The following is a 19,970-nucleotide window of genomic DNA, read 5'->3' as shown; positions in this document are numbered from 1 at the left end:
CCGGTGGCCTGCGCGACGGATCGCGCACCTGCGCGGTGCCCTCGCGGTGCCGGTCGTCCTGAACTGCCTTGCGGATCCTTCCATGCCTTCTCCCCGTTCCGCCGCTGCCCGCCGCCCGGGCAGCATCGCCCACAAGCTGATGCTGGGCACCGCTGCGATCGCGCTGCTGTGCTTCGGCCTGACTGCGTTCCTGATCTACCGCCAGGCCAGCGCCAGCCTGATCGACGCCTCGCGCCAGACCATGGCCAGCGAAGCCACCGCCGAAGCCCGCCAGGTCGCGGCCGATCTGGGCACCGCCTTTGCCAGCAACGACGCCATGGTCGAGGCCGTGCTCGCCCAGCGCGCGCGCGGCGATGTTCCGGACCGTGCCAGCCTGGCTGCCGTGCTGGGAGAGCAGCTGCGCACCCACCCCGAGTGGCTGGGCAAGAGCACCATGTGGGAGGCCGACGCCTTCGATGGCAAGGATGCCGAGTTCGTCAACACCGAAGCGCACGATGCCACCGGTCGTTACATGAGCTACTGGGCCTGGCACGATGGCAAGCCGCAGCAGTCGACGATGACCGACTACACCGAGACGGCCAGTGGCTCCGGTGACTGGTACATGGTGCCCAGCCGCGACAAGCTGGCGAAGGTAAGCGAGCCCTACGCCTACGACATCGGTGGCCAGCAGGTGCTGATGAGCACGCTGAGCACGCCGATCATCGAAAACGGCCGGTTCCTCGGTGTATTCACTGTGGACTTCTCGCTGGCGGCGCTGCAGAAGCACCTGGCCACGCTGAAGCCGATGGGCGCCGGGCGCGTCGAACTGCTCTCGCCGAATGGCGTGGTGCTGGCCTCGGCCAATGCCGCCGAAATCGGCAAGCCGCGTGGCGACGCATTGACCCGCAGCATGCTGGCAGACATCGCCGCCGACCGCCGGTTCGAAGCCTTCACTCCGGATGCCGCCGGCAACGTGCGCGTATACGTGCCGCTGCGTGTGGGCGATGCGCCGCAGCGCTTTGCACTGGGTGTGGTGATGCCGCACGCGGTGATCGTGGCCGAGGCGCGCCAGCTGCTGTGGCTGACCCTGCTGGTTGGTGTGGTGGCCGCGCTGACGCTGAGTGCCGGTGTCTATGTGCTGCTGCGCCGGTTGGCGATCCGCCCACTGGCCGAAGCCGTGCGCGTGGCCGGCGACGTCGCCGCGGGCAAGCTGGACAGCACCCTGCCGGCACGCAGCAACGACGAAGTGGGCCGCCTGCTGGACGCGATGCAGGGCATGCGGGGGCAGCTGCAGTCGGTGATGGCGGCGCAGGCGGAAATGGCGCGTCGCCATGACGCCGGTGAAATCAGCTACCGCATGGACGCCTCGGCGTTCCCGGGTGAGTACGGCCGGATGGTGGCTGACAGCAACCAGCTGGTGGCCTCCAGCAACGCCGTCACCCAGCGCCTGGTCGACGTGATGCAGCGCTATGCGGTGGGTGACCTGAGCGTGGACATGGAAGCGCTGCCGGGCGAGAAGGCGGTGTTCACCGCTGCAATGGCCACCACCAAGAGCAACCTGGCGGCGATCAACGATCAGATCCAGCAGCTGGCCGCTGCCGCCGCCGCCGGCGATTTTGCGGTGCGCGGCGACACGCTGCGTTTCGACCACGACTTCCGCCGCATGGTGGAAACCCTCAACACCATGATGCAGGTCAGCGACCACAACCTGGCCGAGCTGTCGACGCTGCTGCGCGCGATTGCCGCAGGCGACCTCAGCGCTCGCATGCAGGGCGACTTCCACGGCGTGTTCGCGGTGATGCGCGACGATGCCAACAGCACCGTGCAGCAGCTGACCCAGATCGTTGGCCAGATCCAGCAGTCGGCGGCCAGCATCCGCCTGGCGGCGGGTGAGATTGCCGCCGGCAACAGTGACCTGTCGCGCCGCACCGAGCAGCAGGCGGCGAACCTGGAAGAGACCGCGGCCTCGATGGAAGAGCTGACCTCCACGGTGCGCCAGAATGCCGACCACGCGCTGCAGGCCAACACCCTGGCCGGCTCCGCAGCGGGCGTGGCCAGCGAAGGCGGGCAGGTGGTCAGCCAGGTGGTGCAGACCATGGAACAGATCGAGGCCTCCTCGCAGCGCATTGCCGAGATCATTTCGGTGATCGATGGCATCGCGTTCCAGACCAACATCCTGGCGTTGAACGCGGCGGTGGAAGCGGCGCGTGCCGGCGAACAGGGCCGCGGATTCGCCGTGGTCGCCAGCGAAGTGCGTGCGCTGGCCCAGCGCTCGGCAGGCGCGGCCAAGGAGATCAAGGAGCTGATCGACGCCTCGGTGGCGCAGGTCGGTGCCGGTGCGCAGCTGGTGCACGGCGCGGGCCGCACCATGCAGGAAATCGTCGGCCAGGTCGGCCGAGTGAACGAGATCATGGCCGAGATCTCGGCAGCCTCGCGCGAGCAGTCGGCGGGCATCGAGCAGGTCAACCAGACCGTGGTGCAGATGGACGAGACCACCCAGCAGAACGCCGCACTGGTGGAAGAGGCCAGTGCCGCCGCGCGTGCGATGGAAGAACAGGCCGAGCAGCTGGCGGTGGCGGTCTCGCGCTTCCGCCTGCAGGCCGAGCCGGTGGCTACGGTCCGCCGCGCGGCCTGATCCTGTTGCGCGCACATGAAGACGCCCGGCCAAGGCCGGGCGTCTTCATGTCTGCTTGATGCTATGCCAGGCCGGAGTGCGGCGGCAGCATCGCGTCAGAACATGCCTTCGAAGGGATTCCAGCTGGCTTTGCCCTTCACCTGCTCCAGGTAGTAGCTGTAGTTGGTGCTGGCGGCAACCAGGAAGTTCATGGCGATGAACAGCGGGCGCGCGATGATGTCCGGCAGGAACAGGGACACGATGCCCAGCACGAGGCCGATGCCGATCACCACCAGCGCCTTGCGCCACATGCCCAGAATGAACAGGTAGATGAAGCCGAAGAAGAAGGCGAAGAAGTTGATGTTGATCTTGAGGCGGTCGCCGAAGGACAGCGCCTTCCAGGCTTCCTTGAAGCGCGGCTCCTTCGGAGCGCCGTGCTGCTGGAAGAAATTGAAGCGGAACTGCCACTTCGGGCTGAAGCGGGAGAGGTCGACGGCGTTCATTGACGATTACGTCCTTGTAGGAAAACGGTTACATGATACGAGGCCGACGGTTCAGGAAACTACCCTCAACCGTCAAAAATGTGACGCGCCCGGCATGTGCAGGCCTGCGGCGGGGCGCCGCACCGTCACCCATCCGCCTTGTTTTTAGGATAGGGTGCGCAGTTCCGCTGCCGCCCCAGCTGAACCCGGGCGGCGGCGGGATGTCCATGGAGGTTGCATGACCACACCTGCTATACCGGAAAACGCACCGGGACCGGTGCTCCTGCCGACACCTGAAGTGGTGCAGGCACAACAACTGCTCGCACGCCAGCAACTGGCGGTAGCGATGGACCGTGCACGCACGGCCGCTACGCAGAACGCGGCCGCGGCCGCGCTGGAAAGCGAGTAATCCGCAACACCGCCGATCGCGCTGGCGTGCTGCCAGCGCGATCGCGGCGCGCGCCGCCGGTCAGAACCGCGCGGTCATGCTCATGAAGTAGCTGCGCCCGGCCACGAAGTAGTCGGTGGAGCCTTCCGCATACAGCTTCTTGTCGGCCAGGTTGCTGACGCCGCCGCGCAGGGTCAGTACCTCGTTGACGTTCCAGGCTGCGGTCAGGTCATACAGGGTGTAGGCCTTGAGGAAGGTCGTGGCGGTACCGGTCTGCTTGCCGGTGTACTGCGCCGACAGGCTGCTGGAAAACACCGTATTGGGCGTCCAGTCCAGCGACGAATAGCCGGAAAACTCCGGCGTATCGATCAGATTCCTGCCGGTGGTCAGGTTCTTGGCTTCCTTCATCCAGGTGGCCGAGGTGCGCCAGCGCCACTGCTCGCCGAAGCGGACATTGAAGTTGCCTTCCATGCCACTGGTGCGCGCGCGCTGCACGTTGCTCATGCGCGTCCACCAGATGCCGTTGAACTTGCCCAGGGGCGCGTACTCGATCTTGTTCTTGAAGTCGGTATGGAAGTAGGTCAGGCCGGCATCGAACAGGTCATTGTCGAAGCTGATGCCGATCTCGCGGTTGGTGCTGGTTTCCGGGTCCAGGTCCGGGTTGCCGGCCATGTAGCAGCCGCCACGGGTATAGCCCAGCGGAATCAGCGAGGTGCAGCCACGACCACCGGACTGGGTGGCGGCGGTGGCCGAATTCTCGGTCAGGCTGGGCGCGCGGAAGCCTTTGGAAACGCCGCCTCGGATCGTCCACTGCTCGGCCGGGTGCCAGACCAGGTAGGCACGCGGGCTGACGTGGCTGCCGAACTTCTCATGGTGGTCCAGGCGTGCGCCCAGGGTCAGCGCCAGCGTGCGGTGCAGCTTCAGTTCGTCCTCAACGAACAGTGCCCAGGTATCCACTTCCAGGTTGGAGCCGCTGACGGCATTGCCGGCATAGTCGATCGGCGCGCGGCCGATGGTATCGGTATTGGTCAGTTCCTGGCGCTTCCACTGGCCACCGACGGCGAACTGGTGTTCAACGCCCAGGGTGAACGGCGTGGTCAGGCTGCCTTCGATGATCGTATCGGTCGCCTCGGAGCGGCCGGTGGCGCCGATATCGTTCTTGTACTCGGTCCAGTAGGCGCTGAGCTTCGAGTTGCCGAAGCTCCACTTGCCATCGTGGTTGAGCGCCAGCGAGCTGCGCTTGAGTTCGCTGGCACCCCAGGCGCCTTCGTCCTGCTTTTCCAGCGATGCGTCGATGAAGGCCTGCTGCACGCCGTGGCCGGCTTCCAGCGACAGTTCCTGCGCATCGCTGAGCTTCCACTGCAGCAGCGCGTCGACATTGCGGTCCTTCTCGCCGGCGTAGGCATTGCCATAGACACCACCGTTGGAGCGGTCCGAGTCGCGGCGCATGCTGTTGGCACCGATGCGCAGGCCGAAGCGCTCGCCGAGCGGGCCGGAGAACGTCGCACCGATCTGCTGGGTATCACCGCGCTTGCCATCACCCGGGCGGGTATAGCTGTGGGTGGCGCTGCCGTTCCAGTCATCACCGATGCGCTTGGTGATGATGTTGATCACGCCGCCCATGGCGTCGGAGCCGTACAGCGACGACATTGGTCCGCGCACCACCTCGATCCGTTCGATCTGGTCGGGCGAGATCCAGTTCAGATCCTGGCGGCCGAGGTCGGGACGGTAGTTGGTCGAGGCCGAGCTGCCCATGCGCTTGCCGTCCACCAGCACCAGCGTGTAATTGGACGGCATGCCACGCAGCTTGATCTTGGACTGCTCGCCGACCGCGCTGAGGCCACCGGTCACGCCCGGCACGCGGCTGAGCAGGGTGGCCAGGTCGTGCACCGGCTGGCGCTCGATGTCCTCACGGCTGATCACGCTGATGCTGGCCGGTGCATCCTTGATCCATTGCTGGTTGCCCGAGGCGGTGACCACCACGGTATCCAGATCCTTGGTGGAGGCATCGGCGCTGGCCTCTGCGGCGGCCAGGCCGGGCAGGGCCAGCAGGCAGGCGGTGGCCAGAGCGCAGGCCAGGCGGGTGCGCGGCAGGCGCGCGGAAGGGGTACGGAACGACAGGGACATGACGGCTTCCATCGGAGGAGGGGGACCCGGTGGAAGCAGCAGGCGCACGCAGACAGCAGGCAGCCCCCTTCCATGGGTCGTTGGGCGCTGGGTTGGAACCGGCGCAGCTGGGTGGGTCTCGGCCGTGCGGAAGACGGTGACCTGCCTGGTTAATGAAATGATAACCGTTCGCGTTTGTTACGATCCAGTACCTGGGGCGACCAAGTGACATCCGTTCCCCTGCCCCGGCACTCGCCTGCTGTTTGCTGAATGGGGATAAATCCCGGCGTAGACCTTCGCACTCGGCTTACATCCGGCGCCCTAGACTGAGCCGCATTTTCGATTCCGCCCCGTTGGAGATCGTGTGGGTTCCGGTAGTGACAGACAGCGACTGCGTGGCGTGACGCCGACGCAGCCAGGACAAGTGCGGGCGCCGGGAAAGCGCGCCGGGAACCTTGGTGCATGCAGCCCGGCCGGGATGGTCGGCCGTGCCGACTGCGCGGAGTAGGCGGCAATGGAGGTGCAGACCATCCATGCGGAAGCAGATACGTCCCGGCTTGATGCCGGCTGGACGCTGCTGCCGGCCGAATCGCCGTTGCAGATGCCTGAGCAGACCCTGCGCGAAGGCCAGCTGAAGGTTCGCCGCCACCGCACCTCGCCGCGGCTGATCGGCCTGCGCCGGTTCTATATCTTCGGCGGCACGCTGGCGATGACCGCCATCGCTGCCCGGATGATGTGGCGGGTGCTGTCGGCCAATGGCATCAGCGTGCTCGAGGCCTGCCTGCTGGTGCTGTTTGTCGGCCTGTTCGCCTGGATCGCGCTGTCTTTCGCCAGCGCCGTGGCCGGCTTCCTGACTGCCGTGTTCGACCGGGGGTATCGCCTCGGCATCGACCCGGACAAGCCACTGCCGACAGTGCACAGCCGCACCGCGCTGCTGATGCCGACCTACAACGAAGATCCGCGCCGGCTGCTGGCCGGCCTGCAGGCGATCTACGAGTCGGTGGCCGCCACCGGCCAGCTCGACCGGTTCGACTTCTTCGTGCTCAGTGATACCCGGCGCGAAGACATCGCGCGGGCCGAGGAGCAGGTGTTCGCCGAACTGCGCGAGCGCGTGCCCGATGGCCAGGCGCGGCTGTTCTACCGCCGCCGTGGCGACAACAGCGGGCGCAAGGCCGGCAACATCGCCGACTGGGTCCGCCGCTTCGGCGGCGCCTACCCGCAGATGCTGATCCTCGACGCCGACAGCCTGATGACCGGCGACAGCATCGTGCGCCTGGTCGCGGGCATGGAGCACAACGCCGACGTCGGCCTGATCCAGACCCTGCCGTCGGTGATCGGCGGGCGCACCCTGTTCGCGCGCATGCAGCAGTTCGGCGGCCGTGTGTACGGTCCGGTGATCGCCCGTGGCGTGGCCTGGTGGCACGGTGCCGAGAGCAATTACTGGGGCCACAACGCCATCATCCGCACCCGCGCCTTCGCCGATCAGGCCGGGCTGCCGGCGCTGCCGGGGCGCAAGCCGTTCGGTGGCCACGTGCTCAGCCATGACTTCGTCGAAGCGGCGCTGATGCGTCGTGGCGGCTGGGCCGCGCACATGGTGCCGTACCTGGGCGGCAGCTATGAAGAAGGTCCGCCGACCCTGACCGACCTGCTGGTGCGCGACCGCCGCTGGTGCCAGGGCAACCTGCAGCACGGCAAGGTGGTCGGCAGCCGTGGCCTGCACTGGATCAGCCGCATGCACATGCTGATCGGCATCGGTCATTACTTCACCGCGCCGATGTGGGCGATGCTGATGCTGATCGGCATCGCCATCCCGCTGTTCCAGGAAGGCATCGATTTCAACGCCCTGCTGCACCTGTCGCCCAGCGTGTACTGGCGGGCCCAGGACGAGGAACAGGTGGTGCGCCTGTTCGCGGCGACCATGGCGGTGCTGCTGCTGCCCAAGGTGCTGGGTTACCTGGCGATGCTGCTGGACCCGGTCGACCGCCGCGGGTGTGGCGGTGCCCTGCGCGCGTTCGTCTCGATGCTGGTGGAAACCGTATTGGCCGCGCTGATGGCGCCGGTGGTGATGTACGTGCAGTCGCGCGGCGTGGCCGAAGTGCTGTCCGGCCGCGATTCGGGGTGGGACGCGCAGCAGCGTGACGATGGTGGCATTTCGTGGCTGGCGCTGATCCGTGGCTACGGTGGGCTGGGGGTGTTCGGCGCCTTCATGGGCATGCTGGCCTGGGCGGTGTCGCCATCGCTGGCCGCGTGGATGGCGCCGGTGGTGATCGGCATGGTGCTGGCGGTACCGGTGGTGGCACTGACGTCTTCGCGTGGCCCCGGCGCCTTCCTGCACCGTCTTGGCCTGCTTGATATCCCCGAGGAGAACATCCCGCCGCCGGTGCTGGTACGCGCCGCGCAGCTGCGCCGGGAAGCGGCCGAACAACCGCCGCTGTACTGATCGTCCCGCGGCAGCGGCATAATGCGGCTCGAACTTGAAGGAGCCGCATCATGCTGCAAACGGTGGAACAGGAGACCGGCGCCTCGCCGCAGTGGTCGGTGATCTGGCTGCACGGCCTCGGTGCCGATGGCCACGACTTCGCGCCGATCGTGCCGGAGCTGGTGCGTCCGCATTGGCCGGCGCTGCGCTTCGTGTTCCCGCATGCACCGGTGCGGCCGATCACGATCAACAACGGCGTGCCGATGCGCGGCTGGTACGACATCGTCGGCATGGATTTCCGTTCGCGCGCCGACATGGTGGGCGTGCAGGAATCGGTGGTGCAGCTGGATGCGCTGATCGCACGCGAGATCGAGCGTGGCATCGCGCCGGAGAAGATCTTCCTGGCCGGTTTCTCGCAGGGGGGCGCGATCATCCTGACCGCCGCGCTGTCACGCACTGCGCCGTTGGCCGGCCTGATCGCGCTGTCCACCTACCTGCCCGAAGCCGACGGCGCAAAGCGCGCTGAAGGCGCCGTGCAGGTGCCGGTGTTCATGGCCCATGGCAGCAGCGATCCGGTGATTCCGCAGGCGGTGGCCGCACACAGTGCGCAGGCACTGCAGGCGCTGGGCCTGGACGTGGAATGGCACACTTACCCGATGGCCCACCAGGTCTGCGCCGAAGAGATCCAGGCGCTGGGTGACTGGTTGCAGGAACGCCTGGGCGCTGCCTGACCCATGCCGCCGGCCAGCGCCCCGCCCTGGATGCCGGAACTGTGCCGCCTGCCGCGGCTGGCGGCGATGCTCGGCCTGGCTGAACTGGTGGTGGTGGTGCTGGCCCTGGCCCCGGATGGCAGCCGCCACTGGACTGTGGGCGAACTGCTGTCGGCCAGTGGTTTCGCCTTGTGGCTGGCGCTGGCCGTAACGGCCAGCCTGTGCCTGCTGCGGCAGGCGCTGTCGAAGCTGCCGCAGATGCTGGGCGCGGCAGCGGCGATTGCATTGGCGACGCTGATCGCGGTGGTCTGCGCGGGCATCGTGCATGCCCTGTACGCAGTGCTTGGCGACAGCTTCGCCCGCGGCATCAGCTTCTGGCGCTTCACGCTGGGCAGCGCGGCGACGACGGCGCTGATCACTGCCTTGGCCCTGCGCTACTTCTATGTGAGTGATCGCTGGGCCGCGCAGGTACAGGCCAACGCACGCGCACAGGCCGATGCCCTGCAGGCGCGGATCCGCCCGCACTTCCTGTTCAACAGCATGAACCTGATCGCCAGCCTGCTGCATCGCGACCCGGTCGTGGCCGAGCGTGCGGTGCTGGACCTGTCCGATCTGTTCCGTGCCGCGCTGGGGGCGGGCGAGGGTGATTCCACCCTGCGTGACGAATGCGAGCTGGCCGAGCGCTACCTGTCGATCGAATCACTGCGCCTGGGCGAGCGCCTGCAGGTGCGCTGGCAGCGCGACGAACCGCTGCCCTGGGATCTTCCCCTGCCTCGCCTGGTACTGCAGCCGCTGGTGGAGAACGCCGTGCTGCATGGCATCTCGCGGCTGCCCGAGGGTGGCACCATCGAGTTGCAGCTGATGCGCGAGGGTAATGAACTGCAGATCTGCGTGCGCAATCCGGCGCCCGACCCGCAGGCCCCCGGGCTGGCCCTGGCGTGCGGTGCCGGCCATGCCCAGCACAGCATCGGCCATCGGCTGGCCTGGCGCTTCGGCAGCGCCGCGCGGATGACGGCTGGCTGGAGCGAGGGCTACTATGCCTGCCAGGTGACAGTGCCGATCCAGTGAGGGAGCGATCGTGAGGGTAGTCATCGCCGATGACGAACCGCTGGCGCGTGAGCGCCTGCGCAGCCTGTTGGCCGCGCAGGACGGCGTGGATGTGGTGGCCGAGGCCGGCAACGGCGAGCAGGCCCTGCACGCGTGCGCGGAGCTGCAGCCGGACCTGGTCCTGCTGGATATCGCCATGCCCGGGCTGGATGGCCTGGAAGCCGCCCGCCACCTGGCCAGCTTCGAGCCGCGGCCGGCGGTGGTGTTCTGCACCGCTTACGATGCGCATGCGCTGTCGGCGTTCGAGGCGGCCGCGATTGATTACCTGATGAAGCCGGTACGTGCCGAGCGTCTGGCCGCGGCCATCGCGCGCGCGCGCACGTTCCTGGCCGGCCGCGATGGCCAGCCACAGGACCACCGCGGGCAGCAGGCGCGCAGCATGCTGTGCGCGCGCCTGCGCGGCAGCCTGCGCTTGATTCCGCTGGACGACATCCATTACCTGCAGGCCGAAGAGAAGTACGTGGTGGTGCACCACGCGCGCGGCGAGGACCTGATCGAGGAGTCGTTGAAGTCGCTGGAAGAAGAGTTCGCCAGCCGCTTCATCCGCATCCATCGCAACTGCCTGGTGGCGCGCCACGAACTGATCGAGCTGCGCCGTGGCACGGGTGGGCAGGTGCAGGCGATGTTGCGCCATGGCAAGCAACCGCTGGAAGTCAGCCGCCGCTGCGTGGCGACGCTGAAGCAGGAGTTGCGGCACCTGTGAGGTGTCCGCGCGGCCTGCGGCCGCGACTGCTTACAGATCAACATCAAGATCAACAGCAACAGCAACAGCAACAGCAACAGCGGGTCATGGCTCGGTATTTCTACGTGCTGGGTCGGGCCGGGGTGGGGTGGCGGGACACGCTGCAAGTACATCCCTGTAAGCTCGATGGCGCCTTGCTCGTGTGCGCAATCCTGCGCACACAGCAAGACCGGGGTTGGGCGTCCTGCCCAACCCGCCCGAGGCATGCCTCGGGCCCATGGCGCCAACGGTCCCGCCACCCCACCCCGGCCCAACCCTCTCGTTGTCCACTGCATCGGACAGCAAAAGCATTGTTGTTATCGGGTGGGGAGAGAAATGTAGAGTCGAGATCCTATGTTCGTGGTCAAGCCTGCTGGAAGCAGGCTTGACCCACCTTGAGCATGGCCGGATCGAAGTCCCGGCCGCTTTTGAAGACACCCCAGGCGATCCTGGCCAGCTTTCTGGCCAGGATGTTGAAGACGGCGGTGCTGGGGTGACCGCGTTTTGACAGCTCGTCGTAGAGCGGTTGCCCCCGACGACACCGCTTGAGCCCCATGGCGGCCATGTAGAGCATCTGGCGCAGCACTGGCGCGCCCTGTTTGGACAGCCGACGCCGTCCCGTTCTGCCGCCAGACTCGTTGGGCCGGGGATCCAGGCCGGTGCAGGCGATCCACGCGTTGGCGTTGGCCAACGGCTAGCGCGTCATGTAGTAAATCAGGTGAGCGGCGACGGCGGGGCCGATACCAGGGATGGTCAACAGGCGCTTGTAGAGCGTGCCATGCTCTCCATCGCGACCCAAGCGCTGCAGTTCGCTTTCCAGCTCGGACAGCGTCCCAGCCAGAGCGCAGAACAGATCTGACAGCTCCCCGGGGGCACTTTTGCTTACCCCGAAGGATTGCTCCAGGCGCGCGCGTGTCTTTACCAGCGTCTGCCGCTTGCGCAGCAAATCGTGCATCTGCTGCTGCTCATCGGTACGCGGTACGTATTCACGCAGGCGATCGTTCTCCTTCTTCACGTACCGGGCGATCGCTTCGGCGTCCATGGCGTCCGTCTTGCCACGCGAGCCCGTCGCCCGGCCGTAGTGCTTGATCAGACGTGGATTGATCACATAGACAACGTGGCCTGCCTGGCCAGCCATCCGAGCCAACAACTCGTAGTACCGCCCCGTCGCCTCCATGCCAATCCGGCATCGCTGGGGCAAGGTGTTGAGCCACTGGGCTATGCCGGCCCGGGTGTTGGCGATCCTGTCGCCGGCCTTGCGGTCGGCCACTGCCGGTACGAACTCCTTGGAGTCCACGTCCACGCCAATATCGAGAGAATCAGACATTTGTACGGCTCCCAGCTATCTTTAAGGGGCTGGGGTGGTACCGCACCGACGTTAGCTTGCCTACATCGACGATCCCCTTTGGGGGCCGTACGATCCTTTATCGACGTTCGTGTGCGGGATGGGGATCGCTCGACTCGTCTGTCGGCTAGTATCCGCAGATGCATGCTTGACGGTCCCTCCACCCTGGCTCCTACATACCTCGTAGGAGCCGGGAGGAACATACAAGCCATGCTCGACTCAGAGCGAAGCGACCCGCTGTTGCTCTGCTCTTCTTTTGATCTTCCGTGGCTGGCGCACACGGAAACTGTCATAGGTCGGGCGGGATGGGCTGCGCAGGGGCGTGAGCCGCATGGATGCGGCGACCGAGCTTACATGGACGTACTTGCAGCGGCCCCTGCGCAGTCCATCCCGCCCGGCCAAGCACGGCTGTTGCTTTCACGCCCCCCCCCCCAGCCACGAGGGGCTCCGCCGTTGGCCGTATCCCGCCGATAGGCGCGATAATGACCGGATGGAAACCGTCCGCATCGCCACCCGCAAGAGCCCGCTCGCCCTCTGGCAGAGCGAACACGTCGCCGATCGCCTGCGCCAGGCCCACCCCGGCCTGCATGTGCAACTGGTGCCGATGAGCACCCGCGGTGACGAGGTGCTGGACCGCTCGCTGGCCGCCATCGGTGGCAAGGGCCTGTTCCTGAAGGAACTGGAGCTGGCCATGCTGCGTGGCGAGGCCGACTGCGCCGTGCATTCGCTGAAGGATGTGCCGATGGAACTGGATGAACCCTTCGCGCTGCCGGCGATGCTGACCCGCCACGATCCGGCCGATGGTTTCGTCTCCAACCTGTACGCCTCGCTGGATGCGCTGCCGATCGGTGCGCGGGTTGGCACCTCGTCGCTGCGCCGCCAGGCCCAGCTGCGCGCGCTGCGCCCGGACCTGGAACTGCTGGACCTGCGCGGCAACGTCAACACCCGCCTGGCCAAGCTCGACAACGGTGGCTACGACGCCATCGTGCTGGCCGTGGCCGGCCTGGAGCGTCTGGGCCTGGGCGCGCGCATCGTCGCGCGCCTGCAACCGCCGCAATGGCTGCCGGCCCCGGCGCAGGGCGCGGTGGCGGTGGAGTGCGACGGTGGCAATGCGCGCCTGATGGCGCTGTTCGCGGGCTTGGATGACGCGGAAACCCGTGCCTGCGTGGAAGCCGAGCGAGCGATGAACCGTGCGTTGCATGGCAGCTGCCACGTGCCGGTGGCGGCGATCGCGCAGTGGCAGGGCACCGACCTGCACCTGCAGGGCCTGGTCGGCAGTGCCAGTGATGGCCAGGCGGTGCGTGCCGAGGCGATCGGCCCGGCCAGTGACCCGGAAGCACTGGGCCAGCGCGTGGCGAAGATGCTGCTGGATGCCGGTGCCGGCGAACTGCTGAACGTCTGAGCCATCGCAGCTAGTGCCGGCCGCTGGCCGGCAACCTCGTGCTCCGATTGAATGCAGTTGCCGGCCAGCGGCCGGCACTACCGAAAGAAGAACGGGCGCCTTCGGCGCCCGTTTCTTATTTGAATTTGTAGACCACGTTCATCGTGGTCAGCGTATCGGTCTTGCGCTTGTCCTCGGCCACGTCACTGTTGTAACGCGCCTGCCAGCCGGCCTTCAGCGCCAGATGTTCGTTCATGCTCACCGAAACACCGAAGTCGTTCTGGCCGAAGGTGTTGTAGGAACCCGACTCGACCAGCAGGGTGTTGACCAGGTCGGTGTTGTCGGTCAGCGAGTACTTCATGTCGAACAGGCCGCGGCCGATCATGCCGGTGCGGGTGCGGTCGTCCTCGGTGCTGTGGGTGCGGCGCACACCGGGGCCGATCTGCGCGTCGAACGAGAAACGCTCGGTGTTCCACAGGCGGGTGCCGTAACCCAGACCGAACGAGCTCTGGCGGTCGTAGGTGGCGAAGTCATCGCGCTCGGTACGCACCGTGGCCGTCAGCTGACGGTGCTCGCCCAGCTGCAGCGCGCTGCCGGCACTGCCGGTGTAACGGTTGGCGGTGGTGTTGTTGCGGCGGCTGGTGGAGCCGTCGTCGCGGGTCTCGATCACCTTGGAGCTGGAGCGCAGGCCAGCCAGGTCCATGCTGTGCACCCAGTCGCCATCGGTGTAGCGCAGGCGCAGGCGGCCGTTGAAGCTCTCGGTGCTGCTGTTGCCGCGTGCCGAAGCGAAACCGAGCTCGCCGCCACTGCCGCTCCACGGCGAGGACATCGCCGCCAGTTCGGAGGCATCCTGCGCATACGCGAGCGGTGCGCACAGCAGCAGGGGGATCAGCAGGGACACGCGCAGGGACATCGGGGCTTCTCCGAAGCGGTTGACAGCCGGTGATGATACTGGAAGCGTGATGGCGGTCCGAATCGATCCAAACGGTTTCTTCAGCAGACGTTGCCGCGATCGCCTATTCAGGGCAGATCGACGCGCAATGCCGGGTCGTTGAAGCGCGAATAGCGCAGGCGCAGCTGGAAGCTGCGGCCATTGCTGCTGCCGCTGCGTACGATCTGCCGCGGCAGGCCCTGCGCGTCCACCCAGTACTCCAGGCGTTCGCCGGGCTGCGCGCCACGCAGGCGGTAGTGACGCGTCTCGACCCCGTCCAGCGACTGGCTGCCCAGGTCTTCGGCCTGCAGATCGGCGGGCGGGGCATCGGCCGGCAGCGGGTTGCGCCATTGCTCGAGCAGGCCCGGCGGGGTCGGCACCTGCCGGATCGCGTCGTCGGCCTGCAGGAACATGGTGTCGCCGATGATCGTCTGCGGACCGGCCGGGGTCTGCACCCGGAAGCGGTCGGGGGCGACGAAGTCCATGGCGCTGCGCACCGGCTGCGGCGCGCCCAGCACCTCCAGTTCGGCGTGGAAGCTGCGCAGGGCCGAGAAGCGCTGGCTGGCGCCCAGCACCGCCTGCGCCGGATCCGCCGCAGGCACGGGCGCTTCGGTGCTGGCCGGCGCGGGCGCGCGATCACAGGCGGCCAGCAGCAGGCAGGCCAGCAGGGACAGGGCAGGCAACCGGCGCATCGGGTGTTCCAGAGGGGTGGGGGCGACCACGATAGCCCAAACGTCCCACACAAGACCCGCGACTCGGACATAATCGGGGGTATGGACCGATACGAACGCATCACCGCCCTGCATCGTCTGCTCAAGTCCGCACGCTATCCGGTGACGGTGGCGACCCTGCAGGACAAGCTCGGTTGCTCCCGTGCCACCGTCTACCGCGATCTGGCCTTCCTGCGCGATGCGCTGATGGCACCGATCGAGGGCGACGGCGAAGCCGGCTTCCGTTACCAGGCCGACGAGAGCGACCGCTTCGAGCTGCCCGGCCTGTGGCTGAGTTCGGAGGAACTGCACGCCCTGCTGGCCTCGCAGCACCTGCTGGCGCGGACCGGAGGCGGCGTGCTGTCCTCGGTGCTGGCACCGCTGCAGCAGCGCATCGAGAGCCTGCTGGCGGCCCAGGCTGGCGTTTCCAGCTGGCCGGTGGACCGGGTGCGGGTGATTCCGCACCGTGGCCGCAAGTTCGATGAAGGCAGCTTCCGCAGCGTGGCTTCGGCGGTGCTGGAGCGCCGCCAGCTGGCGTTCGAGTACCGCGCCCGTTCCACCGACGAGCCGACCAAGCGCACCGTTTCGCCGCAGCGCCTGACCCACTATCGCGACAACTGGTACCTGGATGCCTGGGACCATGACCGCGAGGCGCTGCGCAGCTTTGCCGTGGATCGCATCCACAAGGCGCGGGTGATCGACAGCACCGCCCGCGACGTGGCCGACAGCGAGCTGGACGAGCAGCTCGGGGCCAGCTACGGCATCTTCTCCGGTGCGCCGAAGGGCTGGGCGACCATCCTGTTCAGCGCCAAGGCCGCGCGCTGGGTGGCCGACGAGCACTGGCATTCCAAGCAGCAGGGCCGCTTCCTGGCCGATGGCCGCTATGAACTGAAGGTGCCGTACAGCGTCTCGCGCGAGCTGCTGATGGACGTGCTGCACTACGGCTCGGATGCCGAGATCGTCGAACCGGTGATGCTGCGCGAGCAGGCCAAGGCGCTGCTTGAGCTCGCCCTGAGCAACTACGACAACTCCTGACACTCCCCCCGAGAACCCTTCCGCCCATGAAGAAGACCCTGTTGCTGCCCCTGCTCGCCGCTGCGCTGGCCCTGACCGCCTGCGGCAAGTCCGGCGAGCCCTCGCAGAAGCTGGTGGTGGCCGCCACGGCCGTGCCGCATGCCGAGATCCTTGAAGTGGTCAAGCCCATCCTCAAGCAGGAAGGCGTGGACCTGGACGTGCGCGTGTTCAACGACTACGTGCAGCCCAACGACCAGCTGGTGCAGAAGCAGGTGGACGCCAACTACTTCCAGACCGAGCCGTATCTGGATGCCTACAACCGCGATCGCAAGACCGATCTGGTGAAGGTGATCGGCGTGCACATCGAGCCGTTCGGTGCGTACTCGCGCAAGATCAAGTCGCTGGCCGAGCTGCGCGAAGGTGCCGACGTGGTGATCCCGAACGACCCGAGCAACAACAGCCGTGCACTGATCCTGCTGCACAAGGCCGGTGTGATCGAGCTGAAGGATCCGACCAACGCGCTGTCGACCCAGCGCGACATCACTGCAAACCCGAAGAACCTGAAGTTCCGCGAGCTGGACTCGGCGATGCTGCCGCGCGTGCTCGACCAGGTCGACCTGGCCCTGATCAACACCAACTACGCACTGGATGCTGGCCTCAATCCGACCAAGGATGCACTGGCGATCGAGAGCAAGGACTCGCCGTACGTGAACTTCCTGGTCGCACGCCCGGACAACAAGGACGACGCCCGCGTGCAGAAGCTGGCCAAGGCCCTGACCAGCCCGCAGGTGAAGGCCTTCATCGAGACCAAGTACAAGGGCGCGGTGCTGCCGGCGTTCTGACGGCCGCTGGCCATGTGGTAGTGCCGGCCGCTGGCCGGCAATCTCCAGGCGCCCCCAAACATCATAGGGTTGCCGGCCAGCGGCCGGCACTACCGTCAGTCGACGTGGAAGGCGAGGGTGGCCGCCACGGCCTGCTGCCATCCCGCATACAGTTTCTCGCGCCGCGCCACCTCCATCTGTGGCTCGAAGCGCCGGTCCAGGCCCCATTGCGCGGCGATCTGTTCGCGGCTGGACCAGAACCCCACCGCCAGCCCGGCCAGGTAGGCCGCGCCCAGTGCGGTGGTTTCGGTCAGCCGCGGCCGCAGCAGTGGCACGCCAAGGATGTCGGCCTGGAATCCGGCCAGGAAGTCATTGCCGATCGCACCGCCATCGGCGCGCAGCTCGGTCAGCGCGATGCCGGCATCGGACTGCATCGCATCGAGCACGTCGCGGGTCTGGTAGGCCATCGCCTCCAGCGCGGCACGCACGAAGTGCGCCTTGCGGGTGCCACGGGTCAGGCCGAACATCGCGCCGCGCACATCACTGCGCCAATAGGGCGCACCGAGGCCGACGAATGCTGGTACCAGGTAAGCACCGCCGCTGTCGGGCACCTGCGCGGCCAGCGCCTGGCTGTCGCTGGCGCGTTCGATCATGCGCAACCCATCGCGCAGCCACTGCACCACCGAGCCGGCGATGAAGATCGAGCCTTCCAGCGCATATTCCACGCGCCCGTCCAGGCCCCAGGCGATGGTGGTCAGCAGTCCATTGCGCGAACGCACCGCCTGCGCGCCGGTGTGCATCAGCATGAAGCAGCCGGTGCCATAGGTGTTCTTGACCATGCCCGGCTGGAAGCAGGCCTGGCCGAACAGGGCCGCCTGCTGGTCACCGGCGATGCCGGCGATCGGGATCGGGTGATCGAAGAAGAACTGCGGCCGGGTATGCGCGTACACCGCGCTGGAATCGCGCACCTGCGGCAGCATCGCGCGCGGGATGTCCAGCAGCGCCAGCAGGTCGTCATCCCAGTCCAGCGTGTGGATGTTGAACAGCAGCGTGCGCGCCGCGTTGCTGTAGTCGGTCACATGCGCCTGGCCACCACTGAGGTTCCAGACCAGCCAGCTGTCGATGGTGCCGAACAGCAGCTCGCCACGCTCGGCACGCTGTTGCGCGCCCTCCACGTGGTCGAGGATCCAGCGCACCTTGGTGGCGGAGAAATAGGCATCGATCAGCAGGCCGGTGCGCTCGCGGATCAGCGCCTCATGCCCTTCGGACTTCAGCCGCTCGCAGATGGCGTGGCTCTGCCGCGACTGCCAGACGATGGCGTTGTGGATCGGCTGTCCGGTGGCACGGTCCCAGACCACGGTGGTTTCACGCTGGTTGGTGATGCCCAGTGCGGCGATGTGGCGCGGGTCGATCTGCCCGCGGCTGAGCAGTTCGGTCAGCGTGGCATAGACGCTGGTGAGAATCTCGCGCGGGTCATGCTCGACCCAACCCGGCTGCGGGAAGATCTGCGCGAATTCGCGCTGCGCGCTGCCGACGATGTCGCCGGCGCGGTCGAACAGGATCGCGCGCGAACTGGTGGTGCCCTGGTCGATGGCCAGCACGTAGCGGGGCGTCATGCAGCGTCTCCGGTAGCGATGGTGTTGGTAGAGTCGAGCTTGCTCGACTGCTTTTCATGTCAGTCGAGCAAGCTCGACTCTACCGTCTATCGATCCACGCCTGCAGCCGCGCCACCTGCGCAGCATCCAGCCGCAACCCCAGCTTGCTTCGCCGCCACAGCACGTCCTCGGCGTCCCAGGCCCATTCGTGGTCGCGCAGGAAAGCCACTTCCCGCGCATGCAGGCCGCCGCCGAAGTCCTCTCCAAGATCGTCCATGCCCCGTGCACCCTGCAGAAAGGCGGCGCTGCGGCTGCCGTAGGCTTCGGCCCAACGCCGTGCGATCTCCACGGGCAACCACGGTGCCAGCGCCTGCAGGCGGGAGCGCGCCTGTGTGGCGTCACCCCAGTCGCTGCCCGGCAGCGGGTCTCCGCCTGCCGTCCAGGCCGGTCCCATCTGTGGCAGGGCAGGGCGCAGCAGGTTCAGCGCTTCCTCGGCCAGCACCCGGTAGGTGGTCAGCTTGCCGCCCAGCACATGCAGCGCCGGCGCCGGGTTGGACTGCAGCTGAAGGCGGTAGTCGCGGCTCAGCGTTGCCGCACGCGGGTCCGGGTCGGCCAGCAGTGGCCGCACACCTGCGAACTGCCAGACCACGTCTTCCGGAGTGATCGGCTCACGCAGATAGCGGTTGGCGGCCGCGCACAGGTAGCTCACCTCGGAAGGCAGCACGCTGCAGCGCGCCGGGTCACCACGGTAGTCGGTGTCGGTGGTGCCGACTAGCAGATGCTCGTGGGCGAACGGCAGCAGGAACACCACGCGGCCATCGGGCTGCTGCAGCAGGCAGGCACTGTCATCAGGCCAGGGGCGGCGCAGCACGATGTGGCTGCCCTGTACCAGCCGCAGCGCGGGGCCGCCGCTGCGGGCCTCCATCTGCTCCAGCAGGCCACCGGCCCATGGGCCAGCCGCATTGGCGACGGCGCGCGCGGTCACATGCTGCTGGCCATCGGCGGATTCCAGCACGGCCAGCCAACGGCCCTGCACAGGGCGCAGCTCGATGCAGCGGCTGCGCACATGTACCTGTGCGCCACGCGAGGCAGCATCCAGGGCATTGAGCAGTACCAGACGCGCGTCATCGACCTGCGCGTCGGCGTAGCTGAAGGCCTGCCGCAGATCCGGGGAGAGCCAGGGGCCGAGCGGATCATGCTGAAGGTCCAGGGCGCGCGAGGCGGGAAATGCCGGGCTGCGTGGGCCCAGGTGGTCGTACAGCCACAGTCCCACGCGCAGCATCCAGCGTGGGCGCAGGTGCGGTTCCCACGGCAGCACGAAACGCAGCGGGCGGACCAGGTACGGTGCCTGCCGGCGTACCACCTCGCGTTCGCCCAAGGCCTTGCGTACCAGACCGAACTCGCGCTGTTCCAGGTAGCGCAGGCCACCGTGGATCAGCTTGCTGCTGGCGCTGGAGGTATGCGCAGCGAGGTCGTGCTGCTCGCACAGCAGCACGCGCAGACCGCGGCCGCTGGCATCACGGGCGATGCCGGCACCGTTGATACCGCCACCGATCACCAGCAGGTCGACGTCGTGCATCGCGCCTCCGCATCCTGTGTGTGTAGAGTCGACTGCTCTTGCAAAAGTCGAGCATGGCTCGACTCTAC

Annotated in this window: 17 protein-coding genes; 9 read left to right on the top strand and 8 right to left on the bottom strand. The window is 67.2% G+C overall.

The features are described 5' to 3' along the window. Positions 1–82 precede the first annotated feature (82 nt). Complete coding sequence (locus ACZK33_RS20550) at positions 83–2,614, top strand: methyl-accepting chemotaxis protein (protein WP_032128587.1); 2,532 nt, start codon at positions 83–85, stop codon at positions 2,612–2,614. A 95-nt stretch (positions 2,615–2,709) separates the two neighbouring features. Here the strand turns inward: ACZK33_RS20550 and ACZK33_RS20545 are convergent, their stop codons facing one another. Next, positions 2,710–3,096, bottom strand: coding sequence for a DUF2628 domain-containing protein (locus ACZK33_RS20545; RefSeq protein ID WP_071227807.1), 387 nt, complete (start codon positions 3,094–3,096; stop codon positions 2,710–2,712). A 217-nt stretch (positions 3,097–3,313) separates the two neighbouring features. Between ACZK33_RS20545 and ACZK33_RS20540 the strand changes: the two genes are divergently transcribed. Beyond that, the gene (locus ACZK33_RS20540) at positions 3,314–3,484 is read left to right on the top strand and encodes a hypothetical protein (RefSeq protein ID WP_165929944.1); all 171 of its coding nucleotides are present in this window, start codon (positions 3,314–3,316) and stop codon (positions 3,482–3,484) included. Positions 3,485–3,544: 60 nt separating this feature from the next. On the opposite strand, the gene ACZK33_RS20535 is transcribed toward ACZK33_RS20540, so the two are convergent. Further along, on the bottom strand, positions 3,545–5,590 hold the full coding sequence (locus tag ACZK33_RS20535) for a TonB-dependent receptor domain-containing protein (RefSeq protein WP_049423773.1): 2,046 nt from the start codon (positions 5,588–5,590) through the stop codon (positions 3,545–3,547). A 493-nt stretch (positions 5,591–6,083) separates the two neighbouring features. Here ACZK33_RS20535 and mdoH point away from each other — a divergent pair, with 493 nt between their 5' ends. Genes mdoH through ACZK33_RS20515 form a run of 4 tightly spaced genes read left to right on the top strand, consistent with a single transcriptional unit; the run spans position 6,084 to position 10,508 of the window. Continuing rightward, a complete protein-coding gene (mdoH, locus tag ACZK33_RS20530; RefSeq protein WP_423174134.1) occupies positions 6,084–8,009 on the top strand; it encodes a glucans biosynthesis glucosyltransferase MdoH in 1,926 nt (641 codons plus the stop codon). A gap of 50 nt (positions 8,010–8,059) precedes the next feature. After that, on the top strand, positions 8,060–8,719 hold the full coding sequence (locus ACZK33_RS20525) for an alpha/beta hydrolase (RefSeq protein WP_423174133.1): 660 nt from the start codon (positions 8,060–8,062) through the stop codon (positions 8,717–8,719). 3 nt (positions 8,720–8,722) lie between these two features. Then, positions 8,723–9,766, top strand: a complete 1,044-nt coding sequence (locus ACZK33_RS20520) for a sensor histidine kinase (RefSeq protein ID WP_423174132.1) — start codon at positions 8,723–8,725, stop codon at positions 9,764–9,766. 10 nt (positions 9,767–9,776) lie between these two features. Continuing rightward, a complete protein-coding gene (locus tag ACZK33_RS20515; protein WP_423174131.1) occupies positions 9,777–10,508 on the top strand; it encodes a LytR/AlgR family response regulator transcription factor in 732 nt (243 codons plus the stop codon). Between the two features lie 382 nt (positions 10,509–10,890). Here ACZK33_RS20515 and ACZK33_RS20510 read toward each other — a convergent pair whose 3' ends face one another. Continuing rightward, positions 10,891–11,217 (bottom strand): IS110 family transposase, encoded by a 327-nt coding sequence (locus tag ACZK33_RS20510; RefSeq protein WP_049421897.1) that lies wholly within the window; start codon positions 11,215–11,217, stop codon positions 10,891–10,893. A 3-nt stretch (positions 11,218–11,220) separates the two neighbouring features. Further along, positions 11,221–11,853 (bottom strand): IS110 family transposase, encoded by a 633-nt coding sequence (locus ACZK33_RS20505; protein WP_478453806.1) that lies wholly within the window; start codon positions 11,851–11,853, stop codon positions 11,221–11,223. A gap of 508 nt (positions 11,854–12,361) precedes the next feature. Between ACZK33_RS20505 and hemC the strand changes: the two genes are divergently transcribed. Beyond that, entirely contained in the window at positions 12,362–13,273 is a 912-nt protein-coding gene (gene hemC / locus ACZK33_RS20500) for a hydroxymethylbilane synthase (RefSeq protein WP_049399176.1), read from the top strand. Positions 13,274–13,388: 115 nt separating this feature from the next. Here the strand turns inward: hemC and ACZK33_RS20495 are convergent, their stop codons facing one another. Beyond that, the gene (locus ACZK33_RS20495) at positions 13,389–14,165 is read right to left on the bottom strand and encodes a DUF481 domain-containing protein (protein ID WP_010481298.1); all 777 of its coding nucleotides are present in this window, start codon (positions 14,163–14,165) and stop codon (positions 13,389–13,391) included. Between the two features lie 107 nt (positions 14,166–14,272). After that, positions 14,273–14,875, bottom strand: coding sequence for a LolA-like protein (locus ACZK33_RS20490; RefSeq protein ID WP_329810266.1), 603 nt, complete (start codon positions 14,873–14,875; stop codon positions 14,273–14,275). Between the two features lie 81 nt (positions 14,876–14,956). Here ACZK33_RS20490 and ACZK33_RS20485 point away from each other — a divergent pair, with 81 nt between their 5' ends. Both ACZK33_RS20485 and ACZK33_RS20480 read left to right on the top strand, forming a co-directional pair. Beyond that, on the top strand, positions 14,957–15,928 hold the full coding sequence (locus ACZK33_RS20485; protein WP_010481302.1) for a helix-turn-helix transcriptional regulator: 972 nt from the start codon (positions 14,957–14,959) through the stop codon (positions 15,926–15,928). Positions 15,929–15,954: 26 nt separating this feature from the next. After that, complete coding sequence (locus ACZK33_RS20480; protein WP_032129055.1) at positions 15,955–16,749, top strand: MetQ/NlpA family ABC transporter substrate-binding protein; 795 nt, start codon at positions 15,955–15,957, stop codon at positions 16,747–16,749. Positions 16,750–16,844: 95 nt separating this feature from the next. Here ACZK33_RS20480 and glpK read toward each other — a convergent pair whose 3' ends face one another. Both glpK and glpD read right to left on the bottom strand, forming a co-directional pair. Continuing rightward, positions 16,845–18,344, bottom strand: coding sequence for a glycerol kinase GlpK (glpK, locus tag ACZK33_RS20475; protein WP_132810822.1), 1,500 nt, complete (start codon positions 18,342–18,344; stop codon positions 16,845–16,847). 79 nt (positions 18,345–18,423) lie between these two features. Continuing rightward, positions 18,424–19,902, bottom strand: a complete 1,479-nt coding sequence (glpD, locus tag ACZK33_RS20470; protein WP_423175074.1) for a glycerol-3-phosphate dehydrogenase — start codon at positions 19,900–19,902, stop codon at positions 18,424–18,426. Between the last annotated feature and the right edge of the window lie 68 nt (positions 19,903–19,970).

The organism is Stenotrophomonas sp. 86156_Sma, assembly GCF_056481625.1.
The sequence above is the reverse complement of the archived record's forward strand: the minus strand, read 5'-3'. Positions and strand labels throughout refer to the sequence as shown.

Coding starts and splice junctions, on each gene's coding strand:
- ACZK33_RS20520 (WP_423174132.1), top strand. CDS start 8,723: ATGCCGCCGGCCAGCGCCCCGCCCTGGATGCCGGAACTGTGCCGCCTG.
- ACZK33_RS20495 (WP_010481298.1), bottom strand. CDS start 14,165: ATGTCCCTGCGCGTGTCCCTGCTGATCCCCCTGCTGCTGTGCGCACCG.
- ACZK33_RS20525 (WP_423174133.1), top strand. CDS start 8,060: ATGCTGCAAACGGTGGAACAGGAGACCGGCGCCTCGCCGCAGTGGTCG.
- ACZK33_RS20550 (WP_032128587.1), top strand. CDS start 83: ATGCCTTCTCCCCGTTCCGCCGCTGCCCGCCGCCCGGGCAGCATCGCC.
- ACZK33_RS20505 (WP_478453806.1), bottom strand. CDS start 11,853: ATGTCTGATTCTCTCGATATTGGCGTGGACGTGGACTCCAAGGAGTTC.
- ACZK33_RS20535 (WP_049423773.1), bottom strand. CDS start 5,590: ATGTCCCTGTCGTTCCGTACCCCTTCCGCGCGCCTGCCGCGCACCCGC.
- hemC (WP_049399176.1), top strand. CDS start 12,362: ATGGAAACCGTCCGCATCGCCACCCGCAAGAGCCCGCTCGCCCTCTGG.
- ACZK33_RS20490 (WP_329810266.1), bottom strand. CDS start 14,875: ATGCGCCGGTTGCCTGCCCTGTCCCTGCTGGCCTGCCTGCTGCTGGCC.
- ACZK33_RS20485 (WP_010481302.1), top strand. CDS start 14,957: ATGGACCGATACGAACGCATCACCGCCCTGCATCGTCTGCTCAAGTCC.
- glpK (WP_132810822.1), bottom strand. CDS start 18,344: ATGACGCCCCGCTACGTGCTGGCCATCGACCAGGGCACCACCAGTTCG.
- mdoH (WP_423174134.1), top strand. CDS start 6,084: ATGGAGGTGCAGACCATCCATGCGGAAGCAGATACGTCCCGGCTTGAT.
- ACZK33_RS20480 (WP_032129055.1), top strand. CDS start 15,955: ATGAAGAAGACCCTGTTGCTGCCCCTGCTCGCCGCTGCGCTGGCCCTG.
- ACZK33_RS20540 (WP_165929944.1), top strand. CDS start 3,314: ATGACCACACCTGCTATACCGGAAAACGCACCGGGACCGGTGCTCCTG.
- ACZK33_RS20545 (WP_071227807.1), bottom strand. CDS start 3,096: ATGAACGCCGTCGACCTCTCCCGCTTCAGCCCGAAGTGGCAGTTCCGC.
- glpD (WP_423175074.1), bottom strand. CDS start 19,902: ATGCACGACGTCGACCTGCTGGTGATCGGTGGCGGTATCAACGGTGCC.